The sequence below is a fragment of the Nitrospirillum viridazoti CBAmc genome (assembly GCF_000730165.1).
Taxonomy (GTDB): Bacteria; Pseudomonadota; Alphaproteobacteria; order Azospirillales; family Azospirillaceae; genus Nitrospirillum; species Nitrospirillum viridazoti.
In genome coordinates this window covers 54,446-80,378 of sequence record NZ_CP022110.1, presented here as the reverse complement: position 1 = coordinate 80,378, position 25,933 = coordinate 54,446, and the positions used below count along the sequence as shown (strand labels likewise).

At 68.6% G+C, this 25,933-nt stretch carries 23 protein-coding genes and 1 tRNA gene; 12 read left to right on the top strand and 12 right to left on the bottom strand.

The genetic code is table 11. The features are described 5' to 3' along the window. Window positions 1-32: 32 nt before the first annotated feature. The 4 genes from Y958_RS00390 to Y958_RS00375 form a co-directional block, all read right to left on the bottom strand. Complete coding sequence (locus tag Y958_RS00390) at window positions 33-677, bottom strand: LolA family protein (protein WP_088870461.1); 645 nt, start codon at window positions 675-677, stop codon at window positions 33-35. 119 nt (window positions 678-796) lie between these two features. After that, complete coding sequence (locus Y958_RS00385; protein WP_088870460.1) at window positions 797-3,523, bottom strand: DNA translocase FtsK; 2,727 nt, start codon at window positions 3,521-3,523, stop codon at window positions 797-799. Between the two features lie 150 nt (window positions 3,524-3,673). After that, window positions 3,674-4,972, bottom strand: a complete 1,299-nt coding sequence (locus Y958_RS00380; protein WP_088870459.1) for an aminotransferase class I/II-fold pyridoxal phosphate-dependent enzyme — start codon at window positions 4,970-4,972, stop codon at window positions 3,674-3,676. 195 nt (window positions 4,973-5,167) lie between these two features. Continuing rightward, on the bottom strand, window positions 5,168-5,506 hold the full coding sequence (locus tag Y958_RS00375; protein ID WP_004272636.1) for a P-II family nitrogen regulator: 339 nt from the start codon (window positions 5,504-5,506) through the stop codon (window positions 5,168-5,170). A gap of 392 nt (window positions 5,507-5,898) precedes the next feature. On the opposite strand from Y958_RS00375, the gene Y958_RS00370 reads away from it, so the two are divergent. The 4 genes from Y958_RS00370 (at window position 5,899) to Y958_RS00355 (ending at window position 11,830) form a co-directional block, all read left to right on the top strand. Further along, window positions 5,899-7,164 carry a UbiH/UbiF/VisC/COQ6 family ubiquinone biosynthesis hydroxylase gene (locus Y958_RS00370; protein ID WP_088870458.1) on the top strand — a complete coding sequence of 422 codons (1,266 nt, stop codon included), beginning with the start codon at window positions 5,899-5,901 and terminating at the stop codon, window positions 7,162-7,164. Between the two features lie 122 nt (window positions 7,165-7,286). Next, complete coding sequence (locus Y958_RS00365) at window positions 7,287-9,728, top strand: penicillin acylase family protein (RefSeq protein ID WP_186291199.1); 2,442 nt, start codon at window positions 7,287-7,289, stop codon at window positions 9,726-9,728. 207 nt (window positions 9,729-9,935) lie between these two features. Beyond that, complete coding sequence (locus tag Y958_RS00360; RefSeq protein ID WP_088870456.1) at window positions 9,936-11,060, top strand: hypothetical protein; 1,125 nt, start codon at window positions 9,936-9,938, stop codon at window positions 11,058-11,060. A gap of 71 nt (window positions 11,061-11,131) precedes the next feature. Next, a complete protein-coding gene (locus Y958_RS00355; protein WP_088872393.1) occupies window positions 11,132-11,830 on the top strand; it encodes an RluA family pseudouridine synthase in 699 nt (232 codons plus the stop codon). A 4-nt stretch (window positions 11,831-11,834) separates the two neighbouring features. Here Y958_RS00355 and Y958_RS00350 read toward each other — a convergent pair whose 3' ends face one another. The 4 genes from Y958_RS00350 to Y958_RS00335 are packed head-to-tail and all read right to left on the bottom strand — an operon-like array spanning window position 11,835 to window position 14,425. Then, window positions 11,835-12,131, bottom strand: coding sequence for a putative quinol monooxygenase (locus Y958_RS00350; protein ID WP_088870455.1), 297 nt, complete (start codon window positions 12,129-12,131; stop codon window positions 11,835-11,837). A 21-nt stretch (window positions 12,132-12,152) separates the two neighbouring features. Continuing rightward, on the bottom strand, window positions 12,153-12,623 hold the full coding sequence (locus Y958_RS00345; RefSeq protein ID WP_088870454.1) for a DUF2269 family protein: 471 nt from the start codon (window positions 12,621-12,623) through the stop codon (window positions 12,153-12,155). Then, complete coding sequence (locus Y958_RS00340; protein WP_211098503.1) at window positions 12,623-13,936, bottom strand: SDR family oxidoreductase; 1,314 nt, start codon at window positions 13,934-13,936, stop codon at window positions 12,623-12,625. Before Y958_RS00340 ends, Y958_RS00345 begins: the two co-directional genes overlap by 1 nt. Before the next feature lie 42 nt (window positions 13,937-13,978). Further along, on the bottom strand, window positions 13,979-14,425 hold the full coding sequence (locus Y958_RS00335; protein ID WP_211098502.1) for a thiol-disulfide oxidoreductase DCC family protein: 447 nt from the start codon (window positions 14,423-14,425) through the stop codon (window positions 13,979-13,981). Between the two features lie 164 nt (window positions 14,426-14,589). On the opposite strand from Y958_RS00335, the gene Y958_RS00330 reads away from it, so the two are divergent. Next, the gene (locus tag Y958_RS00330) at window positions 14,590-14,820 is read left to right on the top strand and encodes an antitoxin (protein ID WP_088870451.1); all 231 of its coding nucleotides are present in this window, start codon (window positions 14,590-14,592) and stop codon (window positions 14,818-14,820) included. Window positions 14,821-14,833: 13 nt separating this feature from the next. Then, a complete protein-coding gene (locus Y958_RS00325) occupies window positions 14,834-15,217 on the top strand; it encodes a type II toxin-antitoxin system VapC family toxin (protein WP_244909439.1) in 384 nt (127 codons plus the stop codon). Window positions 15,218-15,301: 84 nt separating this feature from the next. Here Y958_RS00325 and Y958_RS00320 read toward each other — a convergent pair whose 3' ends face one another. Together Y958_RS00320 and Y958_RS00315 are read right to left on the bottom strand one after the other, a co-directional pair. Continuing rightward, a complete protein-coding gene (locus tag Y958_RS00320) occupies window positions 15,302-16,561 on the bottom strand; it encodes a PQQ-dependent sugar dehydrogenase (protein ID WP_145727593.1) in 1,260 nt (419 codons plus the stop codon). A gap of 70 nt (window positions 16,562-16,631) precedes the next feature. Then, the gene (locus Y958_RS00315) at window positions 16,632-17,501 is read right to left on the bottom strand and encodes an aldo/keto reductase family oxidoreductase (RefSeq protein WP_186291197.1); all 870 of its coding nucleotides are present in this window, start codon (window positions 17,499-17,501) and stop codon (window positions 16,632-16,634) included. 104 nt (window positions 17,502-17,605) lie between these two features. Between Y958_RS00315 and Y958_RS00310 the strand changes: the two genes are divergently transcribed. Beyond that, window positions 17,606-18,508: a LysR family transcriptional regulator gene (locus Y958_RS00310; protein ID WP_088870447.1), complete on the top strand. Its 903-nt coding sequence runs from the start codon at window positions 17,606-17,608 to the stop codon at window positions 18,506-18,508. 61 nt (window positions 18,509-18,569) lie between these two features. Here Y958_RS00310 and Y958_RS00305 read toward each other — a convergent pair. Together Y958_RS00305 and Y958_RS00300 are read right to left on the bottom strand one after the other, a co-directional pair. Then, window positions 18,570-18,661, bottom strand: a tRNA-Ser gene (locus Y958_RS00305). A gap of 93 nt (window positions 18,662-18,754) precedes the next feature. Next, window positions 18,755-19,489: a YggS family pyridoxal phosphate-dependent enzyme gene (locus Y958_RS00300; protein WP_088870446.1), complete on the bottom strand. Its 735-nt coding sequence runs from the start codon at window positions 19,487-19,489 to the stop codon at window positions 18,755-18,757. Between the two features lie 198 nt (window positions 19,490-19,687). Between Y958_RS00300 and Y958_RS00295 the strand changes: the two genes are divergently transcribed. The 5 genes from Y958_RS00295 to holA all read left to right on the top strand — a co-directional run bounded on the left by Y958_RS00295 (window position 19,688) and on the right by holA (window position 25,876). Next, window positions 19,688-20,833, top strand: coding sequence for a porin (locus Y958_RS00295; protein WP_186291196.1), 1,146 nt, complete (start codon window positions 19,688-19,690; stop codon window positions 20,831-20,833). A gap of 108 nt (window positions 20,834-20,941) precedes the next feature. Continuing rightward, window positions 20,942-21,484 carry a DUF3576 domain-containing protein gene (locus tag Y958_RS00290; RefSeq protein WP_050898144.1) on the top strand — a complete coding sequence of 181 codons (543 nt, stop codon included), beginning with the start codon at window positions 20,942-20,944 and terminating at the stop codon, window positions 21,482-21,484. Between the two features lie 125 nt (window positions 21,485-21,609). Further along, complete coding sequence (gene leuS / locus Y958_RS00285) at window positions 21,610-24,213, top strand: leucine--tRNA ligase (protein WP_088870444.1); 2,604 nt, start codon at window positions 21,610-21,612, stop codon at window positions 24,211-24,213. Further along, on the top strand, window positions 24,206-24,772 hold the full coding sequence (gene lptE / locus Y958_RS00280; RefSeq protein ID WP_244909308.1) for an LPS assembly lipoprotein LptE: 567 nt from the start codon (window positions 24,206-24,208) through the stop codon (window positions 24,770-24,772). The genes leuS and lptE overlap by 8 nt, the downstream gene beginning before the upstream one ends. Before the next feature lie 72 nt (window positions 24,773-24,844). After that, entirely contained in the window at window positions 24,845-25,876 is a 1,032-nt protein-coding gene (holA, locus tag Y958_RS00275) for a DNA polymerase III subunit delta (RefSeq protein ID WP_088870442.1), read from the top strand. Window positions 25,877-25,933: the final 57 nt, after the last annotated feature.

Genomic DNA, 25,933 nt, shown 5'->3' with positions numbered 1-25,933 from the left:
AGCCCTCCTTGGAATGGGCCGCCGGCAAGGGATCAGTCGCGCTCCTTGCGGCGGCTGGGATCGCGGAAATAGAACTGGTTGTCATCCAGGCTGACGCCCGTCTGCGGATCCAGCAGCGCCACCTCGGTGGTGGTCCCCTGGGCATCCAGCACCCGCCACTTCTTCAGGCCGAAGGGCTGTTCCTGGAACATCAGGGTCAGGCGGCCCAGGCCGGGATCCTTGGTCTGGACCAGCGTCACCTCCAGCACACCGGCGCTGTCGTCCATGGAGGTGACGGTGACGTCGCCGGACAGGTGCAGGTCGGGCCGCAGGATGAAGTCCGCCATGGTGCTGCCGATGGGGGCGTTGGACTGTTCCTTGGACTCGGCGTCCCAGAAATAGACGAAATGGCCATCGGCGACGATGAAGTTCTTGTTGGGCGGGTCATAGTCGATCCGCATCTTGCCCGGCCGCTTCAGCTGGAAGGTGCCGCGCACCAGGCTGCCGTCGGGGTTCACCTGCTGGAAGTGCGACTTCAGCGTCTGGATGCCGTTCAGGTAGGTCTCCACCTGCGTCAGCTTGGCCTTGTCCTCGTCGGTGAACTGGGTGGGCGGCTTGGCGGCGGCGATCCCGGGAAGGGCCAGGGGAGCGACGGAGGCGAGCGCGATGAGAGCGGCGAGGGCGGTGCGGCGGATCATGGTGCCTTCAGGATAGACCGCGCTTTAAGGCGGAATTTTGGTGGCGATAACAATGTGTTGAAAAATCGACCGGAAGAGGGGAGGGGGCGTACGCCGCGCGTACACCCCCAGCCGCCACCTTAGTTCACACGCTCATGGTCGTCGATGTTGCGCGCCAGCACCTCGCGCTTGCCGACGTGGTTGGCGCGACTGACCACGCCTTCCTGCTCCATACGCTCGATCAGGCGGGCGGCGCTGTTGTAGCCGATGCGCAGGTGACGCTGGATGAAGCTGGTGCTGGCCTTGCCCTCGCGGCAGACCACGGCCACCGCTTGGTCGTAAAGGTCGTCGCCGGAGCTGGCGTTGCCGCCCCCGGCACCGCCACCCGAACCGCCATCCTCATCGAAGGGGCTGGCGTCGTCTTCCTCCGTCACCGCGTCGACATAGTTGGGCTCGCCCTGGGCCTTCAGGAACTTCACCACGTCCTCCACCTCCTGGTCGCGGACGAAGGGGCCATGGACGCGGGTGATGCGGCCGCCGCCGGCCATGTAGAGCATGTCGCCCTGGCCCAGCAGCTGTTCGGCACCCTGTTCGCCCAGGATGGTGCGGCTGTCGATCTTGGAGGTCACCTGGAAGCTGATGCGGGTGGGGAAGTTGGCCTTGATGGTGCCGGTGATCACGTCTACCGAGGGGCGCTGCGTCGCCATGATGATGTGGATGCCGGCGGCACGGGCCATCTGGGCCAGCCGCTGGATGGCGGCCTCGATGTCCTTGCCGGCCACCAGCATCAGGTCCGCCATCTCGTCCACGATGACGACGATATAGGGCAGTTCCGTCAGGTCGACGGGCTGGTCCTCGAACACCGGCTTGCCGGTGTCGGGGTCAAAGCCCGTCTGGATGCGGCGGGTCAGCGTCTCGCCATTCTGGCGCGCCTCGCGCAGGCGCATGTTGTAGCCGTCGATGTTGCGCACGCCCAGCTTGGACATGGCGCGGTAGCGGTCCTCCATCTCCCGCACCGTCCACTTCAGGGCCACCACCGCCTTCTTCGGGTCGGTCACCACCGGTGCCAGCAGGTGGGGAATGCCCTCGTAGATGGACAGTTCCAGCATCTTGGGATCCACCATGATGAAGCGGCATTTCTCCGGCGGCAGCCGGTAGAGCAGCGACAGGATCATGGTGTTGATGGCCACCGACTTGCCCGAGCCGGTGGTGCCGGCCACCAGCAGGTGGGGCATGCGGGCCAGGTCGGCGATGACCGGCTGGCCGCCGATATCCTTGCCCAGCACCAGGGCCAGCTTGTGCTGGCTGCGGTCGTAGGTATCGGCCTCCAGCAGTTCGCGCAGGTAGACGGTTTCCCGCTTGGCGTTGGGCAGTTCCACGCCGATGACGTTGCGGCCCGGCACGACCGCCACGCGGACGGACACGGCGCTCATGGACCGGGCGATGTCGTCGGCCAGGCCGATGACGCGGGACGATTTGGTGCCCGGCGCCGGTTCCAGTTCATAGAGGGTGACGACGGGGCCGGGGTGGACCTTGCCGATCTCACCCTTCACGCCGAAATCGTCCAGCACGCCCTCCAGCAGCTGGGCGTTCTGGCGCAGGCCTTCCTCGTTCACGCCCGGGCTGCGCACCGACAGGTCGGGCAACTGCAGCAGGTCCACCGGCGGCAATTCGTATTCGCTGGGCCCGTCGGGTTCCAGGTCCAGGCTGGACTGCACCGGCGACGGCGCCTTGCGCGCGATCTCCACCGGCTTGGCCTTGGGCGGCACCACGGTGGCCAAGGGCCGGCGGGGGGCGGCCTCGCCCTCCACGGCCAATTCGCCATCGCGCGGCGGTTCGCGGTCGGCGGGACGATCCAGCGGCGGGATGGACAGGCTGGGTTCGCGGCGCGTGCCGTCGCCGAAGCCGGGTTCCCGGCGGGGCGCCGACGCAGCCCGCTTGGGCGCCGACAGGCCCCTAAGCGTGTCGGCCAGGCCACCCTTGAGACCCCCGGCGATGCCGCTGAGGCTGCCGATGCCGCCCTCCAGCGCGGAACCGGCGGCGGCGCGCAGGCGCCCGGCCAGGCCGCCGGCGGGGGCGGCCGTTTCCTCGGCATACTCCTCATACGCCTCGTCTTCCGGCTCATAGGCCGGTTCGGGCCCACGGCGGACGGAGGCGGGCTTGGGCTTCAGGGCGGGCCGCCACTGGCCGGCCCGGCGCAGGAAGCCGTAGGTGGCGCCCACGGCGGCGAAGGCCTGGTAGAAGGGCACGCCCAGGGCCATGACGATCAGCGCCACGGTGGCGACCGCCATGACCAGGCCCAGCACCACCGGGCTGCTCCACCCCAGGTGGCTGGCGATGAAACGGCCGACCAGCGTGACGATGACGCGGCCGGCGTTGCCGCCGGCGCCACCGCCGAAGGGCGCCGAGATACCGCCCAGCGAGACGCCCGCCAGGGTGATGGCGAACAGGCCGGCGGCGATGCGTCCGGCCCAAAAGCTGGGCGGATCATGGCGCAGGATGCGCACGCCCCAACCGGCGATGATGACCGCCAGCAGATAAGCAGCCAGGCCAAAGGACTGCACCAGCACGTCGGCGGTATAGGAGCCGAACGCCCCCGCCACGTTGTGCACGGCGGTGTGGGGGCCGGCCGTGTTCCAGGAGGGGTCGTTGGGGTCGTAGCTGAACAGGATGGCGGCCAGCGCCAGGGCCAGCAGCACCACGCACAGGCCGCCCACCTCGGTGGCGCGGCGCATCAGGAACTGCGAGGCGCCCTCGGGCAAAAGGCTGCCCCGCCGGCGCTTGCCCGGGCCGGTGGGCGCGGGGCCGGAGGACAGGGGATCGCGGTTGCCCCGGGAACCGGGGGTGGTGGCAAGGCGGGTCGTCATGGGCCGTCGCTCGTTCCTGAAAACTTACGGGCGTGGGTCAAATGTCGGAATCGGTGCCGTTGCCCCTTCGGGCGCAGGGCGGTTCCAGGGAGTAAACACGGTATCAGGCAACTTTATGTCAGGCCGAAAACCGGGTGCGCCCGGTGCTGGTCATCCCAGCACCCGGGCTATCGTCTCACAGGCGCGGGCCACCGTTTCAGTGTCGTGCACCAGGGCCACGCGGATGAAGGGCCGGCCAGCGTTGCTGCCGTCCGGTTCGGAGCGGGTGAAGTAGGCACCGGGCAGCACCCGCACGCCAGCCTCCCCCCACAGCTTTCGGGTCGCGGCTTCGCCGTCGCCCACCTCCAGCCAAAGGAAGAAGCCGCCAGCCGGGCGATAGAAGCCATAACGGCCCTTCAGCGCCGCCTCCGCCGCGTCGATCTTCTGGCGGTAGAGGCGCCGGTTCTCCTCCACGTGTGCGTCATCGCCCCACAGCGCGGCGGCGGCGGCCAGCGCCGGCAGGGCGTTGCCGGCCAGGGCATAGCTGCGCAGGCGGGTGAAGGCCTGGATCAGGGCGGGATCGCCGGCGATGAAGCCGGACCGCAGGCCGGCGGCGCTGGACCGCTTGGACAGGGAGTTGAACACCAGCAGGTTGGCAGTTCCCTGGCCCGCTTGCCCCTGGCCGGCCCCATCGTTTTCCAGGGCCAATGCCGCCTCGAACCCGCCGGGGGGCGGGGCCTTGTCCCAGATCTCAGCATAGCATTCGTCCAGCGCCAGGACGAAGCCGTAGGCGCGGGCCAGGGTGATGGCCTTCTTCAGGTACGCCAAATCCGCCACCGCCCCTTGCGGGTTGCTGGGCGTGCACAGATACATCAGCGCCGTGCGGGCCAGCAGGTCGGGCGACAGCGCGTCCAGGTCGGGCAGGAAGCCGGTTTCACGGGTGGCGGGCATGAATACCGGCTCCGCCCCCGCCAGCGCGGCGGCCCCCTCGTACACGGCGTAGAAGGGGTTGGGGATCAGCACCGCGGGCTGGCGACCGTCTTTCCGCTGCGGCGTGGCCAGCAAGGCCACCTGGAACAACGCCTCACGCGTGCCCGTGGCGGGCAAAATGCCCTTATCCACGTCCACGAAGCTGGCCGGCAGGCCATAGCGGCGGCAGAGCCAGCCGTGCACGGCGGCGCGGAAGGGGGCCGTGCCGATGGTGGGCGGATATTTGCCCCAGTCGGCCAGGGGGGCCGCGGCCAGCGCCTGCGCCAGCAGGGCCGGCGGTTCGTGCTGCGGCTCGCCGATGGACAGCATCAGCGGGGTGGTGTTGCTGCGCGGCGTCACGTCAACCAGCAGCGCGGCCAGCCGGGTGAAGGGATAGTCCGACAGCCCGCCCAGGCGGGCGTTCAGGGACGGCCCCACGGTCGGGCCCCCAACAACCGGGTGCGTCGTGACGGAAAGCCGGGGGTCGGCCGCCAGTTCCATGGGAAAAATCGTGTCCGGACATATCGGGAAGATGGCCCGATATTAGCCGCCGGGCCCCGCCCCCACAAGGCCCACAGCGTTTCGGCGTCCCCGACCCCGGCCCGGAAAGCGCCTTAGAATCCGTGGATTTGCCCCTAAATGCTTAGAAACTCGATGAAAAGCGGACCAGGGCGTCCCAGGGGCGTCACGGCATATTCATAAGGCGGGCTGACCCCGCTCGCCCGTGCGGATGCGCACCGCGTCGGCGATGGTCATGACGAAGATCTTGCCGTCGCCGATGCGGCCGGTGTTGGCCGTGGCCTGTATCGCCTCCACCACGCTTTCCATCTGGTCGTCGGGCACCGCCACCTCGATCTTCACCTTGGGCAGGAAGTTCATGGCGTATTCCGCCCCCCGGTAGATCTCTGTCCGGCCCTGCTGCCGGCCACAGCCCCGCACCTCGCTGACCGTCACGCCCAGATGCCCCATATCCGCCAAGGCCTCACGCACTTCATCCAGCTTGAACGGTTTCAACACCGCCACCACGAGCTTCATCGGTAGTCCTCGAAGGCCGGGGCTCCGGAGAACCCCGTGTAGGATAGGCGGCGCCGGTCGGCGGGCCCTGTTGGGCGCCCGGTTCTTCAAGAAGCGTGCCGTATTCACAAGATTGTCGCGTCTAACCCGAAAGGGGGTGAGCGTAGAAGGCGGCGGGGCGGTAATCCGCCGTACCACCGCCGCTTTTTGACGCACAACCTGCCAAAGGATGATGCCAAATACGGTTCGCCGCCCACAAAGTGGGAGCAATTGCATAAATTATAGGCAATCCAGGCCTGGTTAACAGGCATGAGCGTGGCACTGGACAAGCGCCGGTGGGCTCGCGATGCTGCGCCCTGGTTCCCGCGTTCCCCTATCCCTTGCCCCTACCCTCTGCCCCCGAGGCATCGCCGATGTCCACCGAAGCGCCCGCGCCCACCGCCGATACCGATCTGATCGCTGACGTCGCCATCGTGGGCGGCGGCCTGGCCGGCCTGTCGCTGGCGGCGGCGCTGGGCACGGCCGGCGTACGCACCCTGTGCATTGACCGCGACAGCCCGGCCCACCAGCTGGGTGCCACCTTCGACGGCCGCACCACCGCCATTTCCCACGGCAGCAAGAAGATCCTGGAGGGGGCGGGGGTGTGGGCCCACCTGAACGGTGACGCTGGGCCCATCCTGGACATCCGCGTCACCGACCAGAACCGGCCGACCTTCCTGCATTACGACCACCGCGAGGTGGGCGATCAGCCCTTCGGCTACATCGTCGAGAACATCGTGCTGCGCCGGGCGCAGTTCGCTCGCCTGGCGGAGCTGCCGTCCGTCACCCACCTGGCGCCGGTGGAGGTGACGGCCCTGGACCGTGGTGACGCCAAGGGGGGCGCCGCCATGGCCACCATCACCCTGGCGGACGGCCGCCGCGTGCGCGCTCGCCTGGTGGTCGGCGCCGACGGGCGGGGCAGTCTGTGCCGCAAGGACGCCGGCATCGCCCTGGTCGGCGGCAGCTATGACCAGACGGCCATCGCCGTGACGGTGGAGCATGAGTTCCCGCACCACGGCGTGGCGGTGGAGATGTTCCTGCCCAGCGGGCCGTTCGCCATGCTGCCCCTGACCGGCAACCGCACCTCCATCGTGTGGTCGGACAAGAGCGCGGCCGTGCCCCACTACATGGGCCTGGACGAGGCGGCCTTCACCGCCGAGCTGCAGGCCCGCATCGGCGACTGGCTGGGGGCGGTGCGGCCCATCGGCGGGCGATACAGCTTCCCCCTGTCGTGGCAGCACGCCCAGCGCTATATCGATCGCCGCCTGGCGCTGATCAGCGAGACCATCCATGCCATGCACCCCATCGCCGGGCAGGGCCTGAATATGGGCCTGCGCGACCTGGCAGCCCTGGCGGAAGTGATCGTCGATGCCTGGCGCCTGGGCCTGGACGTCGGCGGTGCGGCCACGCTGGAGCGCTACCAGCGCTGGCGCCGCTTCGACAATGTCAGCCTGCTGGGCGTGACCGACGGCCTGACCCGCCTGTTCTCCAACGACATCGCCCCCTTGAAGGTGGCGCGCGGCCTGGGCCTGGCGGCCGTCAACTCCGCCCCCCTGATGCCGCTGAAGAAGCTGTTCATGCGCCACGCCATGGGCATCGTCGGCGAGCTGCCGCGCCTGGTGCGGGGGGAGCCGCTGTAAACCCGCGACGCCGTTGGACTTGTTGCCATCGGCGGACACATTGGACGAGAATGCCCCGCCGCCAGTGCGGCGGGCCTCAGCGGCCCTGCATCGAGAACAGGGCCTGAGGCATGGGGACAGGAATGGAAGCGAAGACCGACCGCCGCACCGGGCGCCGGGTTCTGGCATGGCTGGGCGGCATCGCTGGCGTGGTGGTGGTCGGGGTCGCGGGGCTGGGCGGCTGGGTGGCATGGAGCCTGAACGCCAGCCTGCCGCAGCTGGAGGGCACCGCCACCATCCCCGGCCTGAGCGGCCCGGTGACGGTGGAGCGGGATGAGAAGGGCGTGCCCACCCTGACGGGCCCCGACCGCGTCAGCCTGATGTACGGCCTGGGCTTCCTGCACGCCCAGGAGCGCTATTTCCAGATGGATTTAATGCGCCGCAGCGCCGCTGGCGAATTGTCGAGCCTCTTCGGCCCGCTGGCCGCCAAGTTCGACACGCCGCGCCGCGTGCACCGGTTCCGCGACCGCGCCCATGCCGCCGTGGAACGCTCCAGTCCCGAGCAGCGCGCCATGCTGGCGGCCTACACCGCCGGCGTGAACGCCGGGCTGGATGGCCTGAAGGCCGCCCCCTTCGAGTACGCGCTGCTGCGCCAGCACCCCCAGCCTTGGAGCCTGGAGGACACGCTGCTGGTGGTGGACGCCATGTATTTCGACCTGCAGTCCTCCGATGGATGGGATGAGCGCCGCCTGGAGCTGGCCATGGACCAGCTGGGCCCCCTCATGGCCAACTTCCTGTATCCCAAGGGAACGGAACTGGACGCACCGCTGGACGGCAGCACCCTGCCCGAGCCGCCCATGCCGGCCAGCTACACCCCCGCCATCAAGATGGGCCAGGCAGTGCCGCGGCAGGACGGGGCCCCCGACAACGAGGCCCCTGACAGCGAGGCTATCCGCGGCAGCAACAACTGGGCGGTCAGCGGCGCCCTGACCGGCACCGGCGCCGCCATGGTGGCCAACGACATGCATCTGGGCCTGCGGACGCCCAACACCTGGTACCGCGCCCGGATGGTGGTGAAGCCCGCCGGGTCGGACACGCCCACTCTGGATCTGGTCGGCGTCACCCTGCCGGGCAACCCGCTGCTGGTGGTGGGCAGCAACAGGCACGTGGCCTGGGGCTACACCGACGCCTATGTCGACACCGGCGACGTGGTCATCCTGGAACCGGTGGACGGCGATCCCGATCGCTATAAGACGCCGGACGGCCCCAAGACCCTGGAAAAGCACCGGCAGGTGCTGTGCCCCGCACCGACCTGCCCCAGCATCACCATCGAGGACAGCGACTGGGGCCCGGTGATCGGCACCGACGCGCAGGGGCGCAAGCTGGCCTATCGCTGGGTGGCGCATGACGTTGGGGCGGAGGTGATGACCGCGGGCGCCGCCCTGGAGCAGGCGGGCTCGGTGGAGGAGGCGGTGGCCATCGCCCACCGCCTGCCCATTCCCAACGAGAACATGATGGTGGTCGACACCAAGGGCAACCTGGCCTGGACCGTGGTGGGCCTGGTGCCCCGCCGCTTCGGCCACGACGGCACCCTGCCGACCAGCTGGGCCGACGGCAAGGCCGGCTGGAACGGCTATCTGTCCCCGGCGGAGGTGCCGGTCATCGCCAATCCCCAGAATGGCCGCCTGTGGACGGCCAACACCCGGGTGGTGGGCGGCGACGCGCTGGCCAAGCTGGGCTTCGGCGACTACGCCCTGGGCGGCCGCGCCGGCCAGATCCGCGACGATCTGCTGGCCAAGGACGCCTTCACAGAAAAGGACCTGCTGGCCATCCAGCTGGATGACCGCGCACCCATGCTGGATTTCTGGCAGCGCCTGATGTTGCAGGCCCTGGGCGAACGGGCGAGCGACCAGGCGCTGGCCAACCTGGTGGCGCCGGTGGAAAGCTGGGGCGGCCGCGCCGCCATCCCGTCCGTCGGCTACCGCCTGGTGCGCACCTTCCGTAGCGCTCTGGTCGACCGGCTGTACCAGGCCTACACCGCCCCGCTGGCGGGGCCCGCCGGCGATCACGCCAACGATCTGATCAGCCACCAGGCCGAAGGGCCGGCGCGCCGCCTGCTGACCGCCCGGCCCGCCGGCCTGGTGCCCCCGGGCTACAAGAGCTGGGACGCCCTGATCGATGCCGCGTTGAAAGACGTGCGCGAGCGCATCACGCAGAACGGCGGCGACATCGCCCATTTCACCTGGGGCGACCGCAACCGCCTTGCCATCCACCATCCCATCTCGAACATCCAGCCGCTGCTCAGCCCCTATCTCGACCCGCCGGGGGAGCCGGTGGCCGGCGACCTGTACCAGCCGCGCGTGACCGCCCCCAGCTTCGGCGCCTCTGAACGCCTGGTGGTGTCGCCGGGGCATGAGGACACCGGCCTGTTCCACATGCCCACGGGCCAGAGCGGCCACCCCCGTTCCCCCTATTACAACAAGGGGCATGAGGACTGGGTGCAGGGCCGCGCGACACCGCTTCTGCCGGGTGCGACCCGCTGGCGCATGACGCTCGAGCCTGCCAAGGGGGCATCGGCGCCCTGATGCAATATGCGTGACGGCGCTGCTGTCAGTGCGATCATGAATTTGGCAATTCCTGCCTGCTTTTCGCAAGGAAGCCGGCAGGATTTACCAGAATCAGCTCTCATCAAATTTGCCCATGACGCATTAATGCATTGATTTTGCTGCGATCGATGCGTGGCCCATCCCGTGCTTAGGACACCCCGGCTTCATTTGCGGGGTGCCTGCATCATGGATGGTGGCGTTGTTTCCGGCCTGAACTCGACCGACCCCGTGTCCAGCGGCCTTGGGCTGGAGACGGAGGCGCACACCGGCTCCTTCGCCCGGGCGTATCAGGAGGCGCACGCCGCCGCCGGCATTCAGCGGCTGGCGGTGACGCCGGTGCTGGAGATGATGGACATGGCCGGCGACCCGGACGCGTTGGATGCCTACCTGGCCCGCGCCCATGCCAACCTGCCGCTCAGCAGCGACAATGTCGACCGGCTGAAGGGCAACATGCACTTGGTCTTCCTGTTCCGTGACTTCCGCCGTCCCCTGGCCCGCGCCATGGAGCGGATGAAGGACACCGGTGCCGGCCCCTTCGCCGCGCTGCCGACATGGATGAGCGCGCATCATCGTTTCGGCCTGCTGCGCACCGCGGGTTGCCTAGGCCTGAACAAGGAACTGGACGATTGGATCGCCGATCTGGACGCGCGTGGCGCGCCCGAGGCCCCCATCGCCTGTCCCTTCGGCCGCATGGCCCGCGCCGCCCGCCGCTTCTTCGCCGGATCGGCACTGTACAAGCGGGCCGACCATTCGGTGCTGAGCATCGCCAAGACCGGCAGCAACACCGCCCTGCATGTGTGCTGGAGCCTGGTGGAGGCCGCCTATTACCTGGGTGTGGACCTGCCGCCGGCGGAATGGCGCGCCATGCTGTGGCGCTCGCGCAAGGAAATCGCCACCCTGGCCTCGGGCAGCCTGGGCATGATCGTCACCTTCCTGGAGGCGGCCCACCTGCATCCCCATGGCGACTCCGCCGTGAACCCCACCACGCATGAGGGTTCGCCCTTCCGCCTGGTGGGCGAGGGGGCGGACCGGCGCCTGGACCTGCGGCTGGACGGCATCACTCCCATGACCACCGGCCACGACCGACTGTTCACCGGCTGCCCGGCCTTCCATGTCGGCGGCATGATCGACACCTATCTCAGCTGGGTGCTGGACATCGCCATCCACCACGGCCTGAACCGCCAGCCGGCCGCCGCCCCGGTCCTGGGCAGCATGCTGGGCGCCACGGTTTCTCCGCTGGGTCCTGTCCCCCTGGGTGCCGGCCGCGCCATGGTGCAGCAGGTGGCGGCGGGCCCGGCGCGCGACCCCTGACCTTGATTGGCGGGTCCTGACGGGGTAAGGCCTGGGGGCGCGCAGCGCGCGCCTTGAAGGACCCCATCGCCATGAAGCCAGAAGACATCCAGGCCCGCGTGCTGTACCGCGACGCGCTGATGCTGATCATCGACAAGCCGGCCGGCCTGCCCGTACACGCCGGCCCCGGCGGCGGCGACAACCTGGAACGCCATTTCGACGCCCTGCGCTTCGGCCTGCCGCGGGCACCCACCCTGGCCCATCGCCTGGATCGCGACACCAGTGGCTGCCTGATCCTGGGCCGCCATCCCAAGGCGCTGCGCAAGCTGGGCAAGCTGTTCCAGGAAGGGCGTGTGTCCAAGACCTATTGGGCGGTGGTGGCGGGGTCGCCGCCGGCGGAGGAGGGCCATATCGAGGCCAGCCTGTTCAAGCGCACCAACAAGAACGGCTGGAAGATGGAGGTGGTACCCGACGGCACGCCCGAGAGCCAGGCCAGCGTCACCGATTATCGGGTGCGCGGCCGGGCGGAGACGCCGGACGGCCCCATCACCTGGGTTGAGCTATACCCCCGCACCGGCCGCACCCATCAGATCCGCGTGCACATGGCCCATGTCGGCTGCCCCTTGCTGGGCGACCCGGCCTATGGCGGACCCGCCGGCCAGCCGCTGCATCTGCATTCCCGCGGCATCCTGCTGCCGCTTTACCCCAGCCGCGACCCGGTGGGTGCCGAGGCCCCGGTACCCGCCCACCTGCGCGCGGCGCTGAAACGCTGCGGCTGGACGGGGGAGTAGAGCCTCAGAGCCAAAGCGGATCGATGGGGAAGCGGGTGCGGACGACCTTACCTTCCGGCTGGGCCAGCATCCAGGTGCGCCAAGCCTGGAAATAGGCGCCGGCGTAGTGGGCGGCCAGGGCGGCCTGATCGTCGAACACCTCCCATACATAGTAAACGCCGGGTTCGTCCTTGGCCGCCGCGAAGTCGAAGCGGCGGCAGCCCGGCTCCAGCCGCGTCTGCTCGACATTGACCTGCTGCAGGGCCAGCGCCTGCTCCCGCAATTCCGGGGCGACTTCCAGGCGGATCAGCTGGGCGATCATAAAGGAGTCCTTTGGGCGGGGTCAGAAAGTGGGCTTGGCGACCATCAGCCAGATGATGCCCAGCATGGCGAAAAAGGCGGGAAAGCCGAAGACGAACCAGACCCGGAACAGGCGGAAATAGGCGGGCGGCAAGGGCCGACCCGCGCGCGCCGCCGCCCGCGCCAGGTCGCGCAGGCGGATCTGTATCCACACCACCGGCAGCCAGAAGGCGCCGGTGACGCCGTACAGGATCAGGCTGAGCCCGATCCAGCCGCTGAACATCGGGAATCCGGCCAGATGGGCCAGCGTGCCGCCGGTCAGCGGCTGCGCCACCACGGCGGATGCCGTGAAGATCGTGTCGGCCACCACCACGATTTGGGCGGTGTGGGCGACCAGGGTGGGGTCGCGCGTACGGTGGGCCATCAGCATGAAGAAGGCGATGCCGGCACCGGTGCCGAACAGCACGGCGGCGCCGATGATGTGGGCCACCTTCACCAGGGTGTAGAGATCCATCAGCGTTCGTCCAGCAGGCTCAGGGCGGCCAGCGCCAGCATCGCCGCCGGCGGGGTCTTGAGAAAGGGCCCCATGGGGTCCAGCCACAGATCCGGCCGCCACACCGTGCCGCCCAGCATGTACGCGCCCGACACCGCGACCATGCCCAGAAGGGCCCCCTTGGCCCACCGCCGGAAGACGACGCCCACGCCTAAGGCCAAGTCGATGGCCGAACCCAGCAGCACGAACAATGTAGCCGGCATCTGCGCCATGCCCGCCATTGTCAGAACGGCGGTGGCCTCCGGCACGCGGCAGAAGCCGACCACGCCCGAAAGAGTCCAAAAGAGCGCCAGCATTGCCAGCATCGCTGGCTTCAAGAAATAACTTTTGGCGAACCAGCGCTCCTGCACGCCGGCCGGGTAGGCCGCCAACATGTCCAGCAGCGACAGGGGCCTGATCGCCAATTCGCGTTCCATCGCCCGGCCGTCGCCGGCAATGCCGCCGCGCAGCTGGTCCAGCGTGGCGGTGCGCAAGGGGCTGCGCCAACCGGCCCAGGCCAGGGCGTCCGCCCCCCTGGCGGCCAACCGGGCGATGCCCGCTGGCACATGCCACAGGGGGGCAGGCGGCAGGCCCAGCCAGCACCGCAGGGAGAGCACCACATCGGCCAGGGTCACGGCCTCGTCATGCACCAGATCGATGGAGCGGCCCGGCGCCGCATCGGGCAGCACCGCCTTGGCCACCGCCAAGGCCACGTCGGTCGCGGCCACCACCTGCACGGTGGCACCGGCATGGACCACGGGCAGCACGCCGGGAAGGGCGGCCAGGCCGCGCAGCAGGGCGCTGCCGCCATAGGCCGCCGGCGCCAGGACCAGGCCGGGCCGCAGGATGATCCAATCCAGACCGCTGGCGCGCAGCAGCGTCTCGGTTGCCAGCTTGGTGTCGTTGAAGCGGTTGCCCTGGGCGCCCAGGCCGCGATCGGCGGCGACCCCCGCGGCGGAAATGTGGACCAGGCGCCGTACGCCGGCCTGTACGCACGCCGCCGCCAGGCGGGCAACCCCATCGCGGTGCACCGCCGCCAGGTCGTCGCGCGGGCCGTCCTGCAAGGCGCCGGCGCAGTTCACCACCGCCTGGACATCCGCCAGCAGGGGGCGCCAGTCTTCAACCGCCGCCGTGGCCATGTCGAGGCGGGCCCAGCGCACCTGAGGCAGCGATCGCGCCGCCGTCGCGACATCACGGCCAACGCCGGTGACGGCGTGCCCCTCGGCCAGCAGCCGCGCCACCACATAACCGCCGATCAGCCCATAGGCCCCGATGACCAGGACGCGCATCCCCATTCCCCCCGACGATCCAGTCCCCTGTCAGAGGCCCGTCCCCTATCAGAGGATGAACCGGTCCCGCTGTTCCGGGGTGGGAAGGTAGCAGACCTCCCGTTTGCCGAACCAGCGCAAGCGGTTACGGGCGACGATCGCATACAGCGCGTCCCGCAGGCGCCGGGGCAGCAGCCGGCCGGCCGCCATCAGCGACCAGGGAAATCCCAGGAGCTCGAACACACGGATGGAGCTGTCGGACTTCACCCGCACCAGGCCGTCCTCCAGCACCAGGTTGGTCTGATAATCCACCGGATCCAGGCCGTAGTGCCGGTACAGGGCCGCGCCCACCGGCGTCTGTGCCGCCATCAGGCGAAGGCGCCCGCCCCGATCATGGCGCATGACGAACTGGGCGAAGCCGGAGCAGAGGACGCAATGGCCGTCGAAAATGATGATGGGCCTGTCATCCGGAAACGCCGGCACCGAGGGGTCATCACGATAGCTGTACGCGGCCATGGGCATCGTTCCGGTCGGGTTCGGTATGGGAAAAGGATAACCGAAGCACCGTCGCCTGGGGTCGCGTCCTAGCCTGGGCCGCAATGTATATACGCGGATTGACACACTATATACCGAGGATCAGACTTTCTGCTCCGCTTCAGATCCGCTCGGGACGAAAGCCCATGGCCATCACCCGTATCTTCAAATCCGGCAACAGCCAAGCCGTCCGCATTCCAGCCGAAATGGCCTATCCGGATCTAGGGATGGAGTTGCACATCACGCGCGTCGGCGACGTCATTACCATCTTCCCGGCGCGGCAAAATCTGAAAGAAGCCGTCGCCATGCTGCAGGCCATGCCCAAGCCACCCGCAATCGAGGTGCGGGAGGCTCCTGAGCTGCCTGAGCGGGATTAAGTCGTTGGCTTATATGATAGATACCAATATCGCGATCCATGCACGGGATGGCGGGGAAACGGTGTTGAACCGGTTGGCGGAGCATGACGGCGGCATCCTGCTTTCAGCACTTAGCCTCGCAGAGCTGCAACGGGGCCTTTATAAAGATCCGGCCCATACCGGCCTGCGCCTGGCCCGCCTGAACGTCCTTCTGCCTCATATTCCAGTATTGCCCTTCGATGCCGCAGCTGCGGAAGCCTATGGCCGCATCATCGCCCTGTGCGGCTGGGTCAAAGGACGCGACTACGACCGAATGATCGCGGCCCACGCCCTTAGTGTCGGCGCCATACTGGTGACCAACAACCAAGCTGATTTCAACGACATACCCGGATTGACGCTGGAAGACTGGACGGTCTAGGCGCCAACGTCGCGGCCAGGCGGTCCAGATCTTCCGGCGCCAGCACGGCGGAGTGCCGTTCGGCACCGTCGCGGGCGAAGGTCATCACGGCGTCTTGCTTCCTTTCGCCAGGCGCAGGAGGGTGCCGTTGTGATCCTCCGTCACCAGCACGCTGCCGTCGGGCAGGCGCGCCAGGGACACGGGCGTCCCCTGGGGGTGGTCGCCGGTGACGGCGTCCCAGCCGGAAACCACATCTTTGACCGGTCCGGCGGGGCGGCCCTGGGCATCCACGGGCAGGGCCACCACGCGGTGGCCAGTATCGCGATAGCCGTGCAGGGTGATCAGCAGCGTGCCGGCCAGACCGGGCAGCGGGCCGTCGGCATAAGGCAACAGACTCAAGGGTGCCGCATGGGGCGGCAGCAGCAGGGTGGGCTCCTGCTTGGCCTTGCAGTCCACATCCTTGTAATGGCTGCGATATTCCGGGCTGGGCACGCCCTGGTCATAGCAGTAGGGCCAGCCGTAATCGGCGCCCTGCTTCAGAGTCAGGTAAAGGTCGTGCGGCGCATCCTCGTCCGCCAGGGCCGGGTCGGCGTCGGAAATGTTGTCGCGGGCGTTGGTGGCGGTCACCACCTGGTTGCCCGTCAGCACCGCCAGCGCCACGGCATTGCGCAGGCCCCGGGCATAAGGCTGCATACCGGCGACGCTCACGGGCGATGCACCGGGCGTCACATGCAGGATGACGCCCCGGGGCGTGGCGCCCACGGTTTCAGGGCAGGGGACATCGGCCTTGGGCGGGGCATTCTCACCCTTCTTCCCACCCGGGGTTTCGCAATGGTCGGTGCCGGAGCCCACGTTGACGAACAGCGACCCATCCGGCGCCACCGCCAACGCTGCCAGGGGATGCAGCCCTTCCTTGGGCAGGCCCGTGACCACGTCGCGCAGGCTGCCCGCCACGTCGGCGGCGTTGGGATCCAGGCTGACGATGCGGCCCAGCACGCTCATGTACAGGCGCCCGCCCGGGGCCGGCACCAGCGCATGGGGCTCATCCAGGCCGGTCAGCAGCACTTCGGGCGCCGCCCGGCCGCCATCCTTCAGGCGCAGCAGGCGGCCATGGTTGTGACGCCAGCCGCCACCCAGGTCGACGATATAGACGTCGGTGCCCAGCACCGCCACGCCGCGGGTGAAGCCCAGCTGGCTGGCGACCAGACCCACGCAGAGGCCCGGCGCCGTCTTCAGGTTCACCGCGGGGAAGCCATCGCATTGGCCCTGGGTGGTGTAGCCGATGTGCACCCGAGCCGCGGCCGGCAGGGATGCCGCCAGCAGGGCCAAACCCAGGAATCCACTTGCGGCAAGCACACGTTTCATAGCCTCGCCCCCGTGCCGACAGTCCGGCACAAACATAGGCGCGGGGGCATCGGTCGGCCAGTCGCCGCGTTTAGTGGGAGGCGGACGGGGCGGCGATGGCGTCCAACTCGGCCATCACCTCGTCCGTCAGTTGCAGCTCGGCCGCGGCCAGGTTCTGCCGCAGGTGGGCGACGGACGAGGTGCCGGGGATCAGCAGGATGTTGGACGAGCGGCGCAGCAGCCAGGCCAGGGCCACCTGCATCGGTGTGGCGCCCAGGCGGGCCGCCACGTCGGACAGGGCGGACGACTGCAGCGGGCTGAAGCCGCCCAGGGGGAAGAAAGGTACGTAGGCGGTGCCGTCACGGGCCAGGTCGTCGATCAGGGCGTCGTCGGCGCGATGGACCAGGTTGTAAAGGTTCTGCACGCAGGCGATACGGCAGATGCGCCGGCCCTCCGCGACCTGCGTCGCCGTCACGTTGCTGAGCCCGATATGGCGGATCAACCCCTGGGCCTGCAACTCGGCCAGCACCGTCAGGGGTGCTTCGATGGATCCCTCGGCGGGACTTCCAACGTCGAACATGGCGCGGAAATTCACCACCTCCAGCACGTCCAGACCCAGGTTGCGCAGGTTGTCGTGCACCGCCTGGGTCAGCTGTTCGCGGGAGAGGGCTGGATTCCAGGAGGCGTCGGGGCCCCGCAGGGCGCCGACCTTGGTCACGATGACAAGATCTTTGGGGTAGGGGTGCAGCGCCTCGCGGATCAACTGGTTGGTGATATGGGGCCCATAGAAATCGCTGGTGTCGATATGGTTGACGCCGGACTCGGCGGCGGCGCGCAGCACGGCCAGCGCCGCGTCACGATCCTTGGGCGGACCGAAGACGTGGGGCCCGGCCAGTTGCATGGCGCCATAGCCCATGCGGTTCACGCTGCGGTCGCCAAGGGTGTACGTGCTGGTGCTCATGCTGGGCATCCCTGTTGGGGTGTGAAGACGCCCGTAGAGATAAGCGCGCGGCACCTGTACGATAATCAGGCACAGTCAGAACGGGCTGTTCGGGAAAGCGAACAATGAAAGTTGATCTCGGTGATCTGAACGCCTTTGTCACGGTGGCGCGCGCCCGCGGTTTCCGCGATGGCGCGCGGGCCAGCGGCGCCAGCGCTTCCGGCCTCAGCGAGGCCGTCAGCCGGCTGGAGGCGCAGCTGGGGGTGCGGCTGCTGCACCGCACGACGCGCAGCGTGGCCCCCACCGAAGCAGGACAGCGCCTGCTGGAACGGCTGGGACCGGCACTGACCGAGGTGGAAACGGCGCTGGACGTGGTCAACAGCTTCCGCGACCGGCCGGCCGGCACCCTGCGCCTGAACGTGCCCATCAGCGCCGTGCGCCTGGTGCTGCCCGCCATCGTGCCGGGCTTCCTGGCCGCTTATCCGGACATCGAGCTGGAGGTGACGGCCGAGGACACCTTCGTCGATGTGCTGGCGGCGGGCTGTGACGCCGGCATCCGCTATGGCGAGCGGCTGGAGCAGGACATGATCGCCGTGCCCATCGGGCCGCGCGTGCAACGCTTCGCCACCGCCGCGTCCCCCGCTTATCTCGACCGCCATGGCCGGCCGGACCATCCTCGCGACCTGCTGACCCACGCCTGCCTGCGCGGACGCTTCTCCTACGGCCCCACGCCACTGTGGGAGTTCGAGCGGGAGGGGGAGACGGTGCATGTCGACCCCAAGGGCCCCCTGCTGATCAGCATGGGCACGGCCACGGATCTGGCCATCGACGCCGCCATCGCCGGGACCGGCATCATCATGCTGTTTGAGGATTGGCTGCGCCCGCATCTGGACAGCGGCGCCCTGGAACCGGTGCTGGAGCCCTGGTGGCTGAGCTTTCCCGGACCCTTCCTGTATTACCCGGGCCACCGTCTGGTGCCGGCGCCCCTGCGCGCCTTCATCGACTTCATCAAGGAGCCGATGGAGTAGAGACCACCATTACCGGCCTCGGGCAGGCCGACATGGTCAAGGTCGAATTTTACAGGGAAAATGGCGGAGGGGATGGGATTCGAACCCACGATACGGTTTTGGCCGTATACCCGCTTTCCAGGCGAGCGCCTTCAACCACTCGGCCACCCCTCCGTCCGGAATGGGGCGGGACCATATAGAGACACGCGCCCCTCGGCAAGCGCCTTTTTATCGTGCTCCACCCCGGGCTGAATTTTCCCGGGAACCTCAGGCTTCGCCTTCGTGCACCGGCTTCACCCGCTCCCCGAACAGGGCGGTGCCCACGCGCACCTGGGTGGCGCCCATGCGCACCGCCAGGTCGTAATCGCCGCTCATGCCCATGGAAATCTCGGATAGGCCCGACTTGCGCGCCAGGTCGGCCAAGAGCGCGAAATGCATGGCCGGCTCTTCCTCCGCCGGCGGGATGGCCATCAGGCCGGCGATCTCCAGCCCGTGGGCATCGCGGCAGGTAGCCAGGAAGGCGGGCACGTCGGCCGGGGCGATGCCGGCCTTTTGCGGTTCCTCGCCCGTGTTCACCTCCACCAGCAGGCGGGGCAGTCGGCCTTGGCGCTTGCCCTCGGCGGCCAGCGCCTCGGCCAGGCGCTCGCGGTCCACGGTCTGGATGACGTCGAACAGCGCTACGGCGTCCTTGACCTTGTTGGTCTGCAGCGGGCCGATCAGGTGCAGTTCCACGTCGGGGTACTCGGCCTTCAGATCCGTCCACTTGGCCTTGGCCTCCTGCACCCGGTTCTCGCCGAACACCCGCTGGCCGGCCGCCAGGGCCGCCCGGATTTTCTCCACCGGCTGCACCTTGGACACGGCCACGAGGCTGACGGTGGCCGGATCGCGGCCCACGCCGCGGGCGGCCCCCTCAATGACGCCGCGCACGGTGGCGAGGCGGGTGGCGACGTCGGCGTCCACGGGCGGGGCGGGCGGGGCAGGGGGCTTGCTGGCGCGGGTCATGATGGGGCCACGGTTGTGTATGGGCGGTTGTGCGCGGACGGGATCAACGGTAAAGCGTGCCCAGGCATGATCCGGGGAGCCGGTCGGGCCCGGGCACGCGCGACTTTCCTGCGCCGCGCCGGTCAAGGCAAGGCTCCCGTGTCGGCAATCGCCGCCTATATCACTTGTCCCGCCGCATTCAGGACACGGAAGCCATTGATGACCCGCCGCATCCCCGTCGCCCTCGGCATCCCGCTCTGCGTCCCCCTCTGCGCCGCCGTCGCCCTGCTGGCGCCCTTGCACGCGGCCGGGGCCGAGGTCGACTACCACCTGTCGGGCGTGGCCCAGGGCGGGGTGGTGGGCACCGACCGGCCGGCGGCGGGAGACGGCCATTGGGACGCCGCCGGGGCCTATGCCGTCACCGGCAGCGTGGAGACGGTGACCGAAAGCGGCGTCACCTATGGCGCGCTGCTGCGCCTCGGCTCCGGCAACACCGGGCGCAGCACGGACCGGCCGGGCAATGCCGACCGCCAGGGGATCGGCATCGACCAGGCCTACGTCTATGCCTCCGGCGGGTGGGGCAAGGTGCGCCTGGGCCAGAGCTGGGGCGCGTCGGAGCGGGCGACGGATCTGTTGCCCCTGCTGGTGGCCGGGGAGATGGACGGCTTCTGGACGCAAAGCGCCCGGGTGCGGCCGCCGGGCATGGCCCTGGGCCGCGCCTATGCCGGGCGCGACAGCGACGATGCCGCCAAGGTCGATTATGAGACGCCGCGCCTGTTCGGCCTGAAGGCCGGCGTCTCCTTCGCGCCGGAACGCCGGGCTTTCGGCCAGGACATCGTGGCGCCGTACGCCATCCCGGCGGAGACGAACTTCTGGGAAGGGGCGGTCAACTACCGTGGCGACTGGGGTCCCACCCAGTATGAGGTGGGCGTGGCCTACAACCATGCCAACGCCGCCCACAGCTGGCTGGAGGACACCTCAACCGTCACCCTGGCCGGCGGCCTGACCTATGGCGGCTTCACCGTCGGCGCCGTGCTGTTCGACGACGGCGACAGCGGCCTGCCGCACGACCGCCCAGCCAACGCGCCGGGTGAGACCCGGGGCGCCACCCTGCAGGGCACCTATGAGAATGGCCCCTATGGCCTGACCCTGTTCTGGCACGGCAGCGAGACCGAGAACTGGACCACCTATCGCGCCTATGGCCTGGGCCTGTCGTGGAAGGTGCGGAGCGATACCACCCTGGGCCTGGACTTCATCCATTGGACGGCTGACCTGGAAAGCGGCAACCCGGCGGCAATGGCCGATCAGTCCAGCCCCCGCCCGACAGGTAACGTGGCCACCGCCGTGGTAGAATTTCGTTTCTAGGTTTTCGTCCACCGCCGCCAGTCCTGCCGCGCGCTGATGTTACACTTGGCCGCCCCGTTTGGCCGGCCTTGCGTCCCAGCGGCTTTTTTGATCTAAGGAACCGTTCTCGTGACCCTGGGTGACAATCACATGCCGTCGCGCTCCGCTTTTCTCATTGGCCGCTCCCTCCTGGTTGCCGGACTTCTGCTTTCCACGTCCGCTTGCTCCTGGCTGGGCTGGGGCGATGACGACGACGCGAAGGCTGCGCCCAAGCCCGTCTCGATCCTGATGCGCCAGAACACCTCTGGCCCGGTCGGCACGTCCAACACCGCCGTGCAGGCGGTGGGCCCGACGGTCAACGCCTTCCTGTGGCGCGCGTCGCTGGATACCATCGGCTTCCTGCCGCTGATTTCGGCCGACCCCTACACCGGTGTGATCATCACCGACTGGTACAGCCCGCCCAGCACCCCGGGCGAGCGGTTCAAGATCAACCTCTACGTCCTGGACAGCACCCTGCGCGCGGACGGCGTGCGCGTGACCGTGTTCCGTCAGGTCGACCAGAATGGTCAGTGGCGCGACGCCACCGTGGCCGCCGAAACCAACAGCCAGCTTGAGGACACCGTCCTCACCCGGGCGCGTCAGCTGCGCATCCAGCAGGCCCCCCCGAAGTAAGCTGATCCATCGCCGGCGGGCGACTGTCTCCTCTCGCAACGCCCCGGCGCCCGCCGGGAGGGGGTGACGCCCCGGCCCCTTCGGGCTGATGGCCGGCGCGACACCCGAGAGAAGGCGGTTTTTCCATGTCCCGGTACAATGTCAGGGAAAACGAGGCGAAGTGGCAGTCGGCCTGGGCCGACCGGAACAGCTTCGCCATTTCCGCGGACCCTGCCCGGCCGAAGTATTTCGTCCTGGAGATGTTCCCCTATCCCTCGGGGCGCATCCACATGGGCCACGTCCGCAACTACACCATCGGCGACGTGATCGCCCGCTACAAGCGGGCCAAGGGCTTCAACGTCCTGCATCCCATGGGCTGGGACGCCTTCGGCCTGCCGGCGGAAAACGCGGCATTGGAACGCAACGTCCACCCCGGCAAGTGGACGTACGAGAACATCGCCACCATGCGCGGCCAGCTGCAGTCCATGGGCCTGGCCATCGACTGGAACCGCGAGATCGCCACCTGCCGTCCGGAATATTACCGGCACGAGCAGAAGATGTTCCTGGACTTCCTGAAGGCTGACCTGGCCTACCGCAAGGAAAGCTGGGTCAACTGGGATCCCGTCGACAACACCGTGCTGGCCAATGAGCAGGTGGTGGACGGTCGCGGCTGGCGCACCGGCGCGCTGGTGGAAAAGCGCAAGCTGTCGCAGTGGTTCCTGAAGATCACCCACTTCGCCGACGACCTGCTGTCGGCCCTGGCCACGCTGGACCGCTGGCCGGAAAAAGTGCGGATCATGCAGGAGAACTGGATCGGCAAGTCCACCGGTCTGCGCTTCCGCTTCCAGCTGACCGCCCCGGAAGGCGTCACCACCAACGTGTTTCAGGGCGAACCCGAGGTCGAGGTGTTCACCACCCGGCCCGACACGCTGTTCGGCGCCAGCTTCGTCGGCATCTCCCCCAACCATCCCATCGCCTTGGCGCTGGCGGAGAAGAACCCGGCCGTGGCCGAGTTCATCGCCGACTGCAACCGCGTCGGCACCTCGGAAGAGGCCATCGAGACGGCGGAGAAGAAGGGCTATGACACCGGCATCACCGCCGAGCACCCCTTCGTGCCCGGGTGGAAACTGCCGGTCTACATCGCCAACTTCGTGCTGATGGAATACGGCACTGGCGCCATCTTCGGCTGCCCGGCCCATGACCAGCGCGACCTGGACTTCGCCCGCAAGTACGGCCTGAAGGTCACCCCCGTGGTAGTGCCCGAGGGTGAGGATCCGGCGACCTTCGACGTGGGCACCGAGGCCTATACCGGCCCGGGCCTGCTGCGCAACTCGCAGTTCCTGGACGGCATGGACGTGGAGGCCGCCAAGCAGGCGGCCGGCGAGCGCATGGAGGCCATGGGCCGCGGCCAGCGCACCACCATCTTCCGTCTGCGCGACTGGGGCGTGTCGCGCCAACGCTATTGGGGTTGCCCTATCCCGGTCATCCATTGCCCCAGCTGCGGTCTGGTGCACGTGCCGGAGGACCAGCTGCCCGTCACCTTGCCGGACGATGTGACCTTCGATCAGCCGGGCAACCCGCTGGACCGCCACCCGACATGGAAGCATGTGGCCTGCCCCACCTGCGGCACGGCGGCGGTGCGCGAGACCGACACCTTCGACACCTTCATCGAGTCGAGCTGGTATTTCCTGCGCTTCGCCAGCCCGCGCGTCGAGAACCAGGCCTTCAACCGGGAGGAGGCGGCCTACTGGCTGCCGGTGGACCAGTACATCGGCGGCATCGAGCACGCGGTGCTGCACCTGCTGTACGCCCGCTTCTGGACGCGCGCCCTGTCCCATGTCGGCTACACCGACCTGAAGGAACCGTTCGAGGGCCTGTTCACCCAGGGCATGGTGACCCATGCCACCTATCAGGACGCCGAAGGCAAGTGGCTGCTGCCGTCCGACGTGGATGTGGTGGATGGCAAGTCGGTGCAGCGCGAGGGCGGCGGCCCGGTGACCGTCGGCCCCATCATCAAGATGTCGAAGTCCAAGAAGAACGTGGTGGACCCCGCGCACATCATCGACACCTACGGTGCCGACGCCGCCCGCCTGTTCATGCTGTCCGACAGCCCACCCGACCGCGACCTGGAATGGACCGAGGCCGGCATCGACGGCGCCTGGCGCTTCATCAACCGCCTGTGGCGCCTGGCGACGGAGCCGTCCGTGGCCTTGCCGCCCGCCGGCACGCCCATCCCGGCCGAGCTGTCCCCGCTGGCCACCGATGCGCGCCGCATGGTGCACAAGACCGTGGCCGCCATCGGCGAGGATCTGGAACGCTTCCGCTTCAACAAGGCCGTGGCCCGCATCCGCGAGCTGTCCAATGCGCTGGAGAAGCTGGACGCCAAGGCCGGTGCTGATGCCGGCGATGCCGCCGTGCTGCGTGAGGGGCTGGAGGTGCTGGTTCGCCTGATCGGCCCGATGATGCCGCACCTGGCTGAGGAGTTGTGGTCCGTGCTGGGTCATGACACCCTGCTGGTCGACTCGGTCTGGCCGGTGGCGGATGAGGCCCTGGCCACCGAGGACACCGCCACTGTGGCGGTGCAGGTCAACGGCAAGCTGCGCGCCACCCTGCACCTGCCCAAGGACATCGCCAAGGAAGAGGCCGAGGCGCTGGCCCTGGCGGAGCCCAACGTGCAGCGCGCCCTGGAGGGAAAGCCCGTGCGCAAGGTCATCGTCGTGCCCAACCGGGTGATCAATGTTGTTGTCTGACGGCGTCCTCAAGACCGCCGTCCGCAAGGCGGTGCTGGGTGCGATCCTCGTGGCGGGGCCCCTGGCCCTGTCCGCCTGCGGCTTCCACACCGTCTATGGCGACCACAGCCTGTCGGGCAAGCCCTCGACGCGCGCGCAAATGGAGTCGGTGTCGATCGACATCATCCCCGACCGCATCGGCCAGGTCCTGCGCAACAACCTGATCGACCGGTTCTACCAGGACGCCGGCCGGCCGGCGAAGCCCGACTACCGCCTGAACGTGCGCCTGAACTCCTACAAGGAAGATCTGGGCATCCAGCGCGACGCCACCGCCACCCGCGCCCGCCTGCACGTCCTGGCCGATTACCAGCTGATCGACAGCAAGACGGGCAAGACGCTGTACCGCACCTCCAGCCGGTCCATCGTCAGCTACGACATTTCCGAGGCGCAATACTCCACCATGGTCACCGAGCAGGATGCCTATGACCGCGCCCTGACCGAGGTGGCGGAGGAGATCACCACCCGCCTGGCGCTGTACTTCGACCGCGGATCGGTGGTCCAATCGGCCAAGGACCAGTAAGTCCATCAGTCTCGTTCGCGTCTATGGGCCGCCCCCGGCAGGGGCGGCCCTTTTCACTCCCCGGAGGCGCCCGTGAAGGTTCAGCCCCGCAACGCCGATGGCTTCTGCAGAAACCCCACGGCCGGCATCGTCGCCGTCCTGGTTTACGGCCCCGACACCGGCCTGGTGCGCGAACGGGGCCAGGCCCTGTCGCGCGCCATCGTCAGCGACCTGCAGGACCCCTTCCGCGTCAGCGACCTGAAGGCCGAGCAGATCAGCGGCGACGGCGCCCGCCTGAATGATGAGATGGCAGCCATAGCCATGACGGGCGGCCGTCGGCTGGTGCGGGTGCGCGACGCCGACGAGTCGGTCACCGTGGCCTTCCAGGCCCTGCTGAAGCAGCCGCCCAGCGGCGACACCCTGTGCGTGGTGGAGGCGGGGGACCTCGGCAAATCCAGCAAGCTGCGCGCGTTGTTCGAGTCGGATGACAAGGCCGCCGCCATCGCCTGCTATGTGGAAGAGGAGGGGGAACTGGCGGTCACCATCGGCCGCATCCTGGGGGAGCATAAGCTGACCATCGACACCGATGCCCGCGACTGGCTGGCCGCCAATCTGGTGGGCGACCGCGCCGTGGCGCGGGGCGAGGTGGACAAGCTGGCCATCTACATGATGGGCGCCAGCCGCGTGACGCTGGAAGACGTGCGCACCGTCATCGGCGACAGCGCCGCCCTGGACATGGATGAGCCGGCCCTGGCCGCCGCCGACGGCGACATCGCCAGCATCGATCGGGCGCTGGGCCGTTTGTTCGCGGAAGGGACCAGCCCTGTCCCCATCCTGCGCAGCGCCCAGCGCCACTTCCAACGCCTGCAGATGGCCGTCTACCACACCACCCGGGGGCAGACGGCGCAGCAGGCGGTGAAGGCCCTGCGGCCGCCGGTGTTCTTCAAGATGGAAAACCAGATGACCAACCAGGTGCGGCGCTGGAACCTGCCCAACCTGGCCCTGGCGCTGGACCGCCTGATGGATGCGGAAGCCGACTGCAAACGCACCAACATGCCGGATGAAACCCTGTGCGCCCGCGCCTTCTTCCAGGTGGCGCAGCTCGCCCGCAGGTCGGGCGGCTGATTCCACCCCAAACAAAAAGCGCCGGCAGTGCTGTCACTGCCGGCGCTTTTTGTTCCT

Excerpts from the sequence above, each read along its gene's own strand:
- Y958_RS00390 (WP_088870461.1), bottom strand. The coding sequence starts at position 677 with ATGATCCGCCGCACCGCCCTCGCCGCTCTCATCGCGCTCGCCTCCGTC.
- Y958_RS00385 (WP_088870460.1), bottom strand. The coding sequence starts at position 3,523 with ATGACGACCCGCCTTGCCACCACCCCCGGTTCCCGGGGCAACCGCGAT.
- Y958_RS00380 (WP_088870459.1), bottom strand. The coding sequence starts at position 4,972 with ATGGAACTGGCGGCCGACCCCCGGCTTTCCGTCACGACGCACCCGGTT.
- Y958_RS00375 (WP_004272636.1), bottom strand. The coding sequence starts at position 5,506 with ATGAAGCTCGTGGTGGCGGTGTTGAAACCGTTCAAGCTGGATGAAGTG.
- Y958_RS00370 (WP_088870458.1), top strand. The coding sequence starts at position 5,899 with ATGTCCACCGAAGCGCCCGCGCCCACCGCCGATACCGATCTGATCGCT.
- Y958_RS00365 (WP_186291199.1), top strand. The coding sequence starts at position 7,287 with ATGGAAGCGAAGACCGACCGCCGCACCGGGCGCCGGGTTCTGGCATGG.
- Y958_RS00360 (WP_088870456.1), top strand. The coding sequence starts at position 9,936 with ATGGATGGTGGCGTTGTTTCCGGCCTGAACTCGACCGACCCCGTGTCC.
- Y958_RS00355 (WP_088872393.1), top strand. The coding sequence starts at position 11,132 with ATGAAGCCAGAAGACATCCAGGCCCGCGTGCTGTACCGCGACGCGCTG.
- Y958_RS00350 (WP_088870455.1), bottom strand. The coding sequence starts at position 12,131 with ATGATCGCCCAGCTGATCCGCCTGGAAGTCGCCCCGGAATTGCGGGAG.
- Y958_RS00345 (WP_088870454.1), bottom strand. The coding sequence starts at position 12,623 with ATGGATCTCTACACCCTGGTGAAGGTGGCCCACATCATCGGCGCCGCC.
- Y958_RS00340 (WP_211098503.1), bottom strand. The coding sequence starts at position 13,936 with ATGGGGATGCGCGTCCTGGTCATCGGGGCCTATGGGCTGATCGGCGGT.
- Y958_RS00335 (WP_211098502.1), bottom strand. The coding sequence starts at position 14,425 with ATGGCCGCGTACAGCTATCGTGATGACCCCTCGGTGCCGGCGTTTCCG.
- Y958_RS00330 (WP_088870451.1), top strand. The coding sequence starts at position 14,590 with ATGGCCATCACCCGTATCTTCAAATCCGGCAACAGCCAAGCCGTCCGC.
- Y958_RS00325 (WP_244909439.1), top strand. The coding sequence starts at position 14,834 with ATGATAGATACCAATATCGCGATCCATGCACGGGATGGCGGGGAAACG.
- Y958_RS00320 (WP_145727593.1), bottom strand. The coding sequence starts at position 16,561 with ATGAAACGTGTGCTTGCCGCAAGTGGATTCCTGGGTTTGGCCCTGCTG.
- Y958_RS00315 (WP_186291197.1), bottom strand. The coding sequence starts at position 17,501 with ATGAGCACCAGCACGTACACCCTTGGCGACCGCAGCGTGAACCGCATG.
- Y958_RS00310 (WP_088870447.1), top strand. The coding sequence starts at position 17,606 with ATGAAAGTTGATCTCGGTGATCTGAACGCCTTTGTCACGGTGGCGCGC.
- Y958_RS00300 (WP_088870446.1), bottom strand. The coding sequence starts at position 19,489 with ATGACCCGCGCCAGCAAGCCCCCTGCCCCGCCCGCCCCGCCCGTGGAC.
- Y958_RS00295 (WP_186291196.1), top strand. The coding sequence starts at position 19,688 with ATGACCCGCCGCATCCCCGTCGCCCTCGGCATCCCGCTCTGCGTCCCC.
- leuS (WP_088870444.1), top strand. The coding sequence starts at position 21,610 with ATGTCCCGGTACAATGTCAGGGAAAACGAGGCGAAGTGGCAGTCGGCC.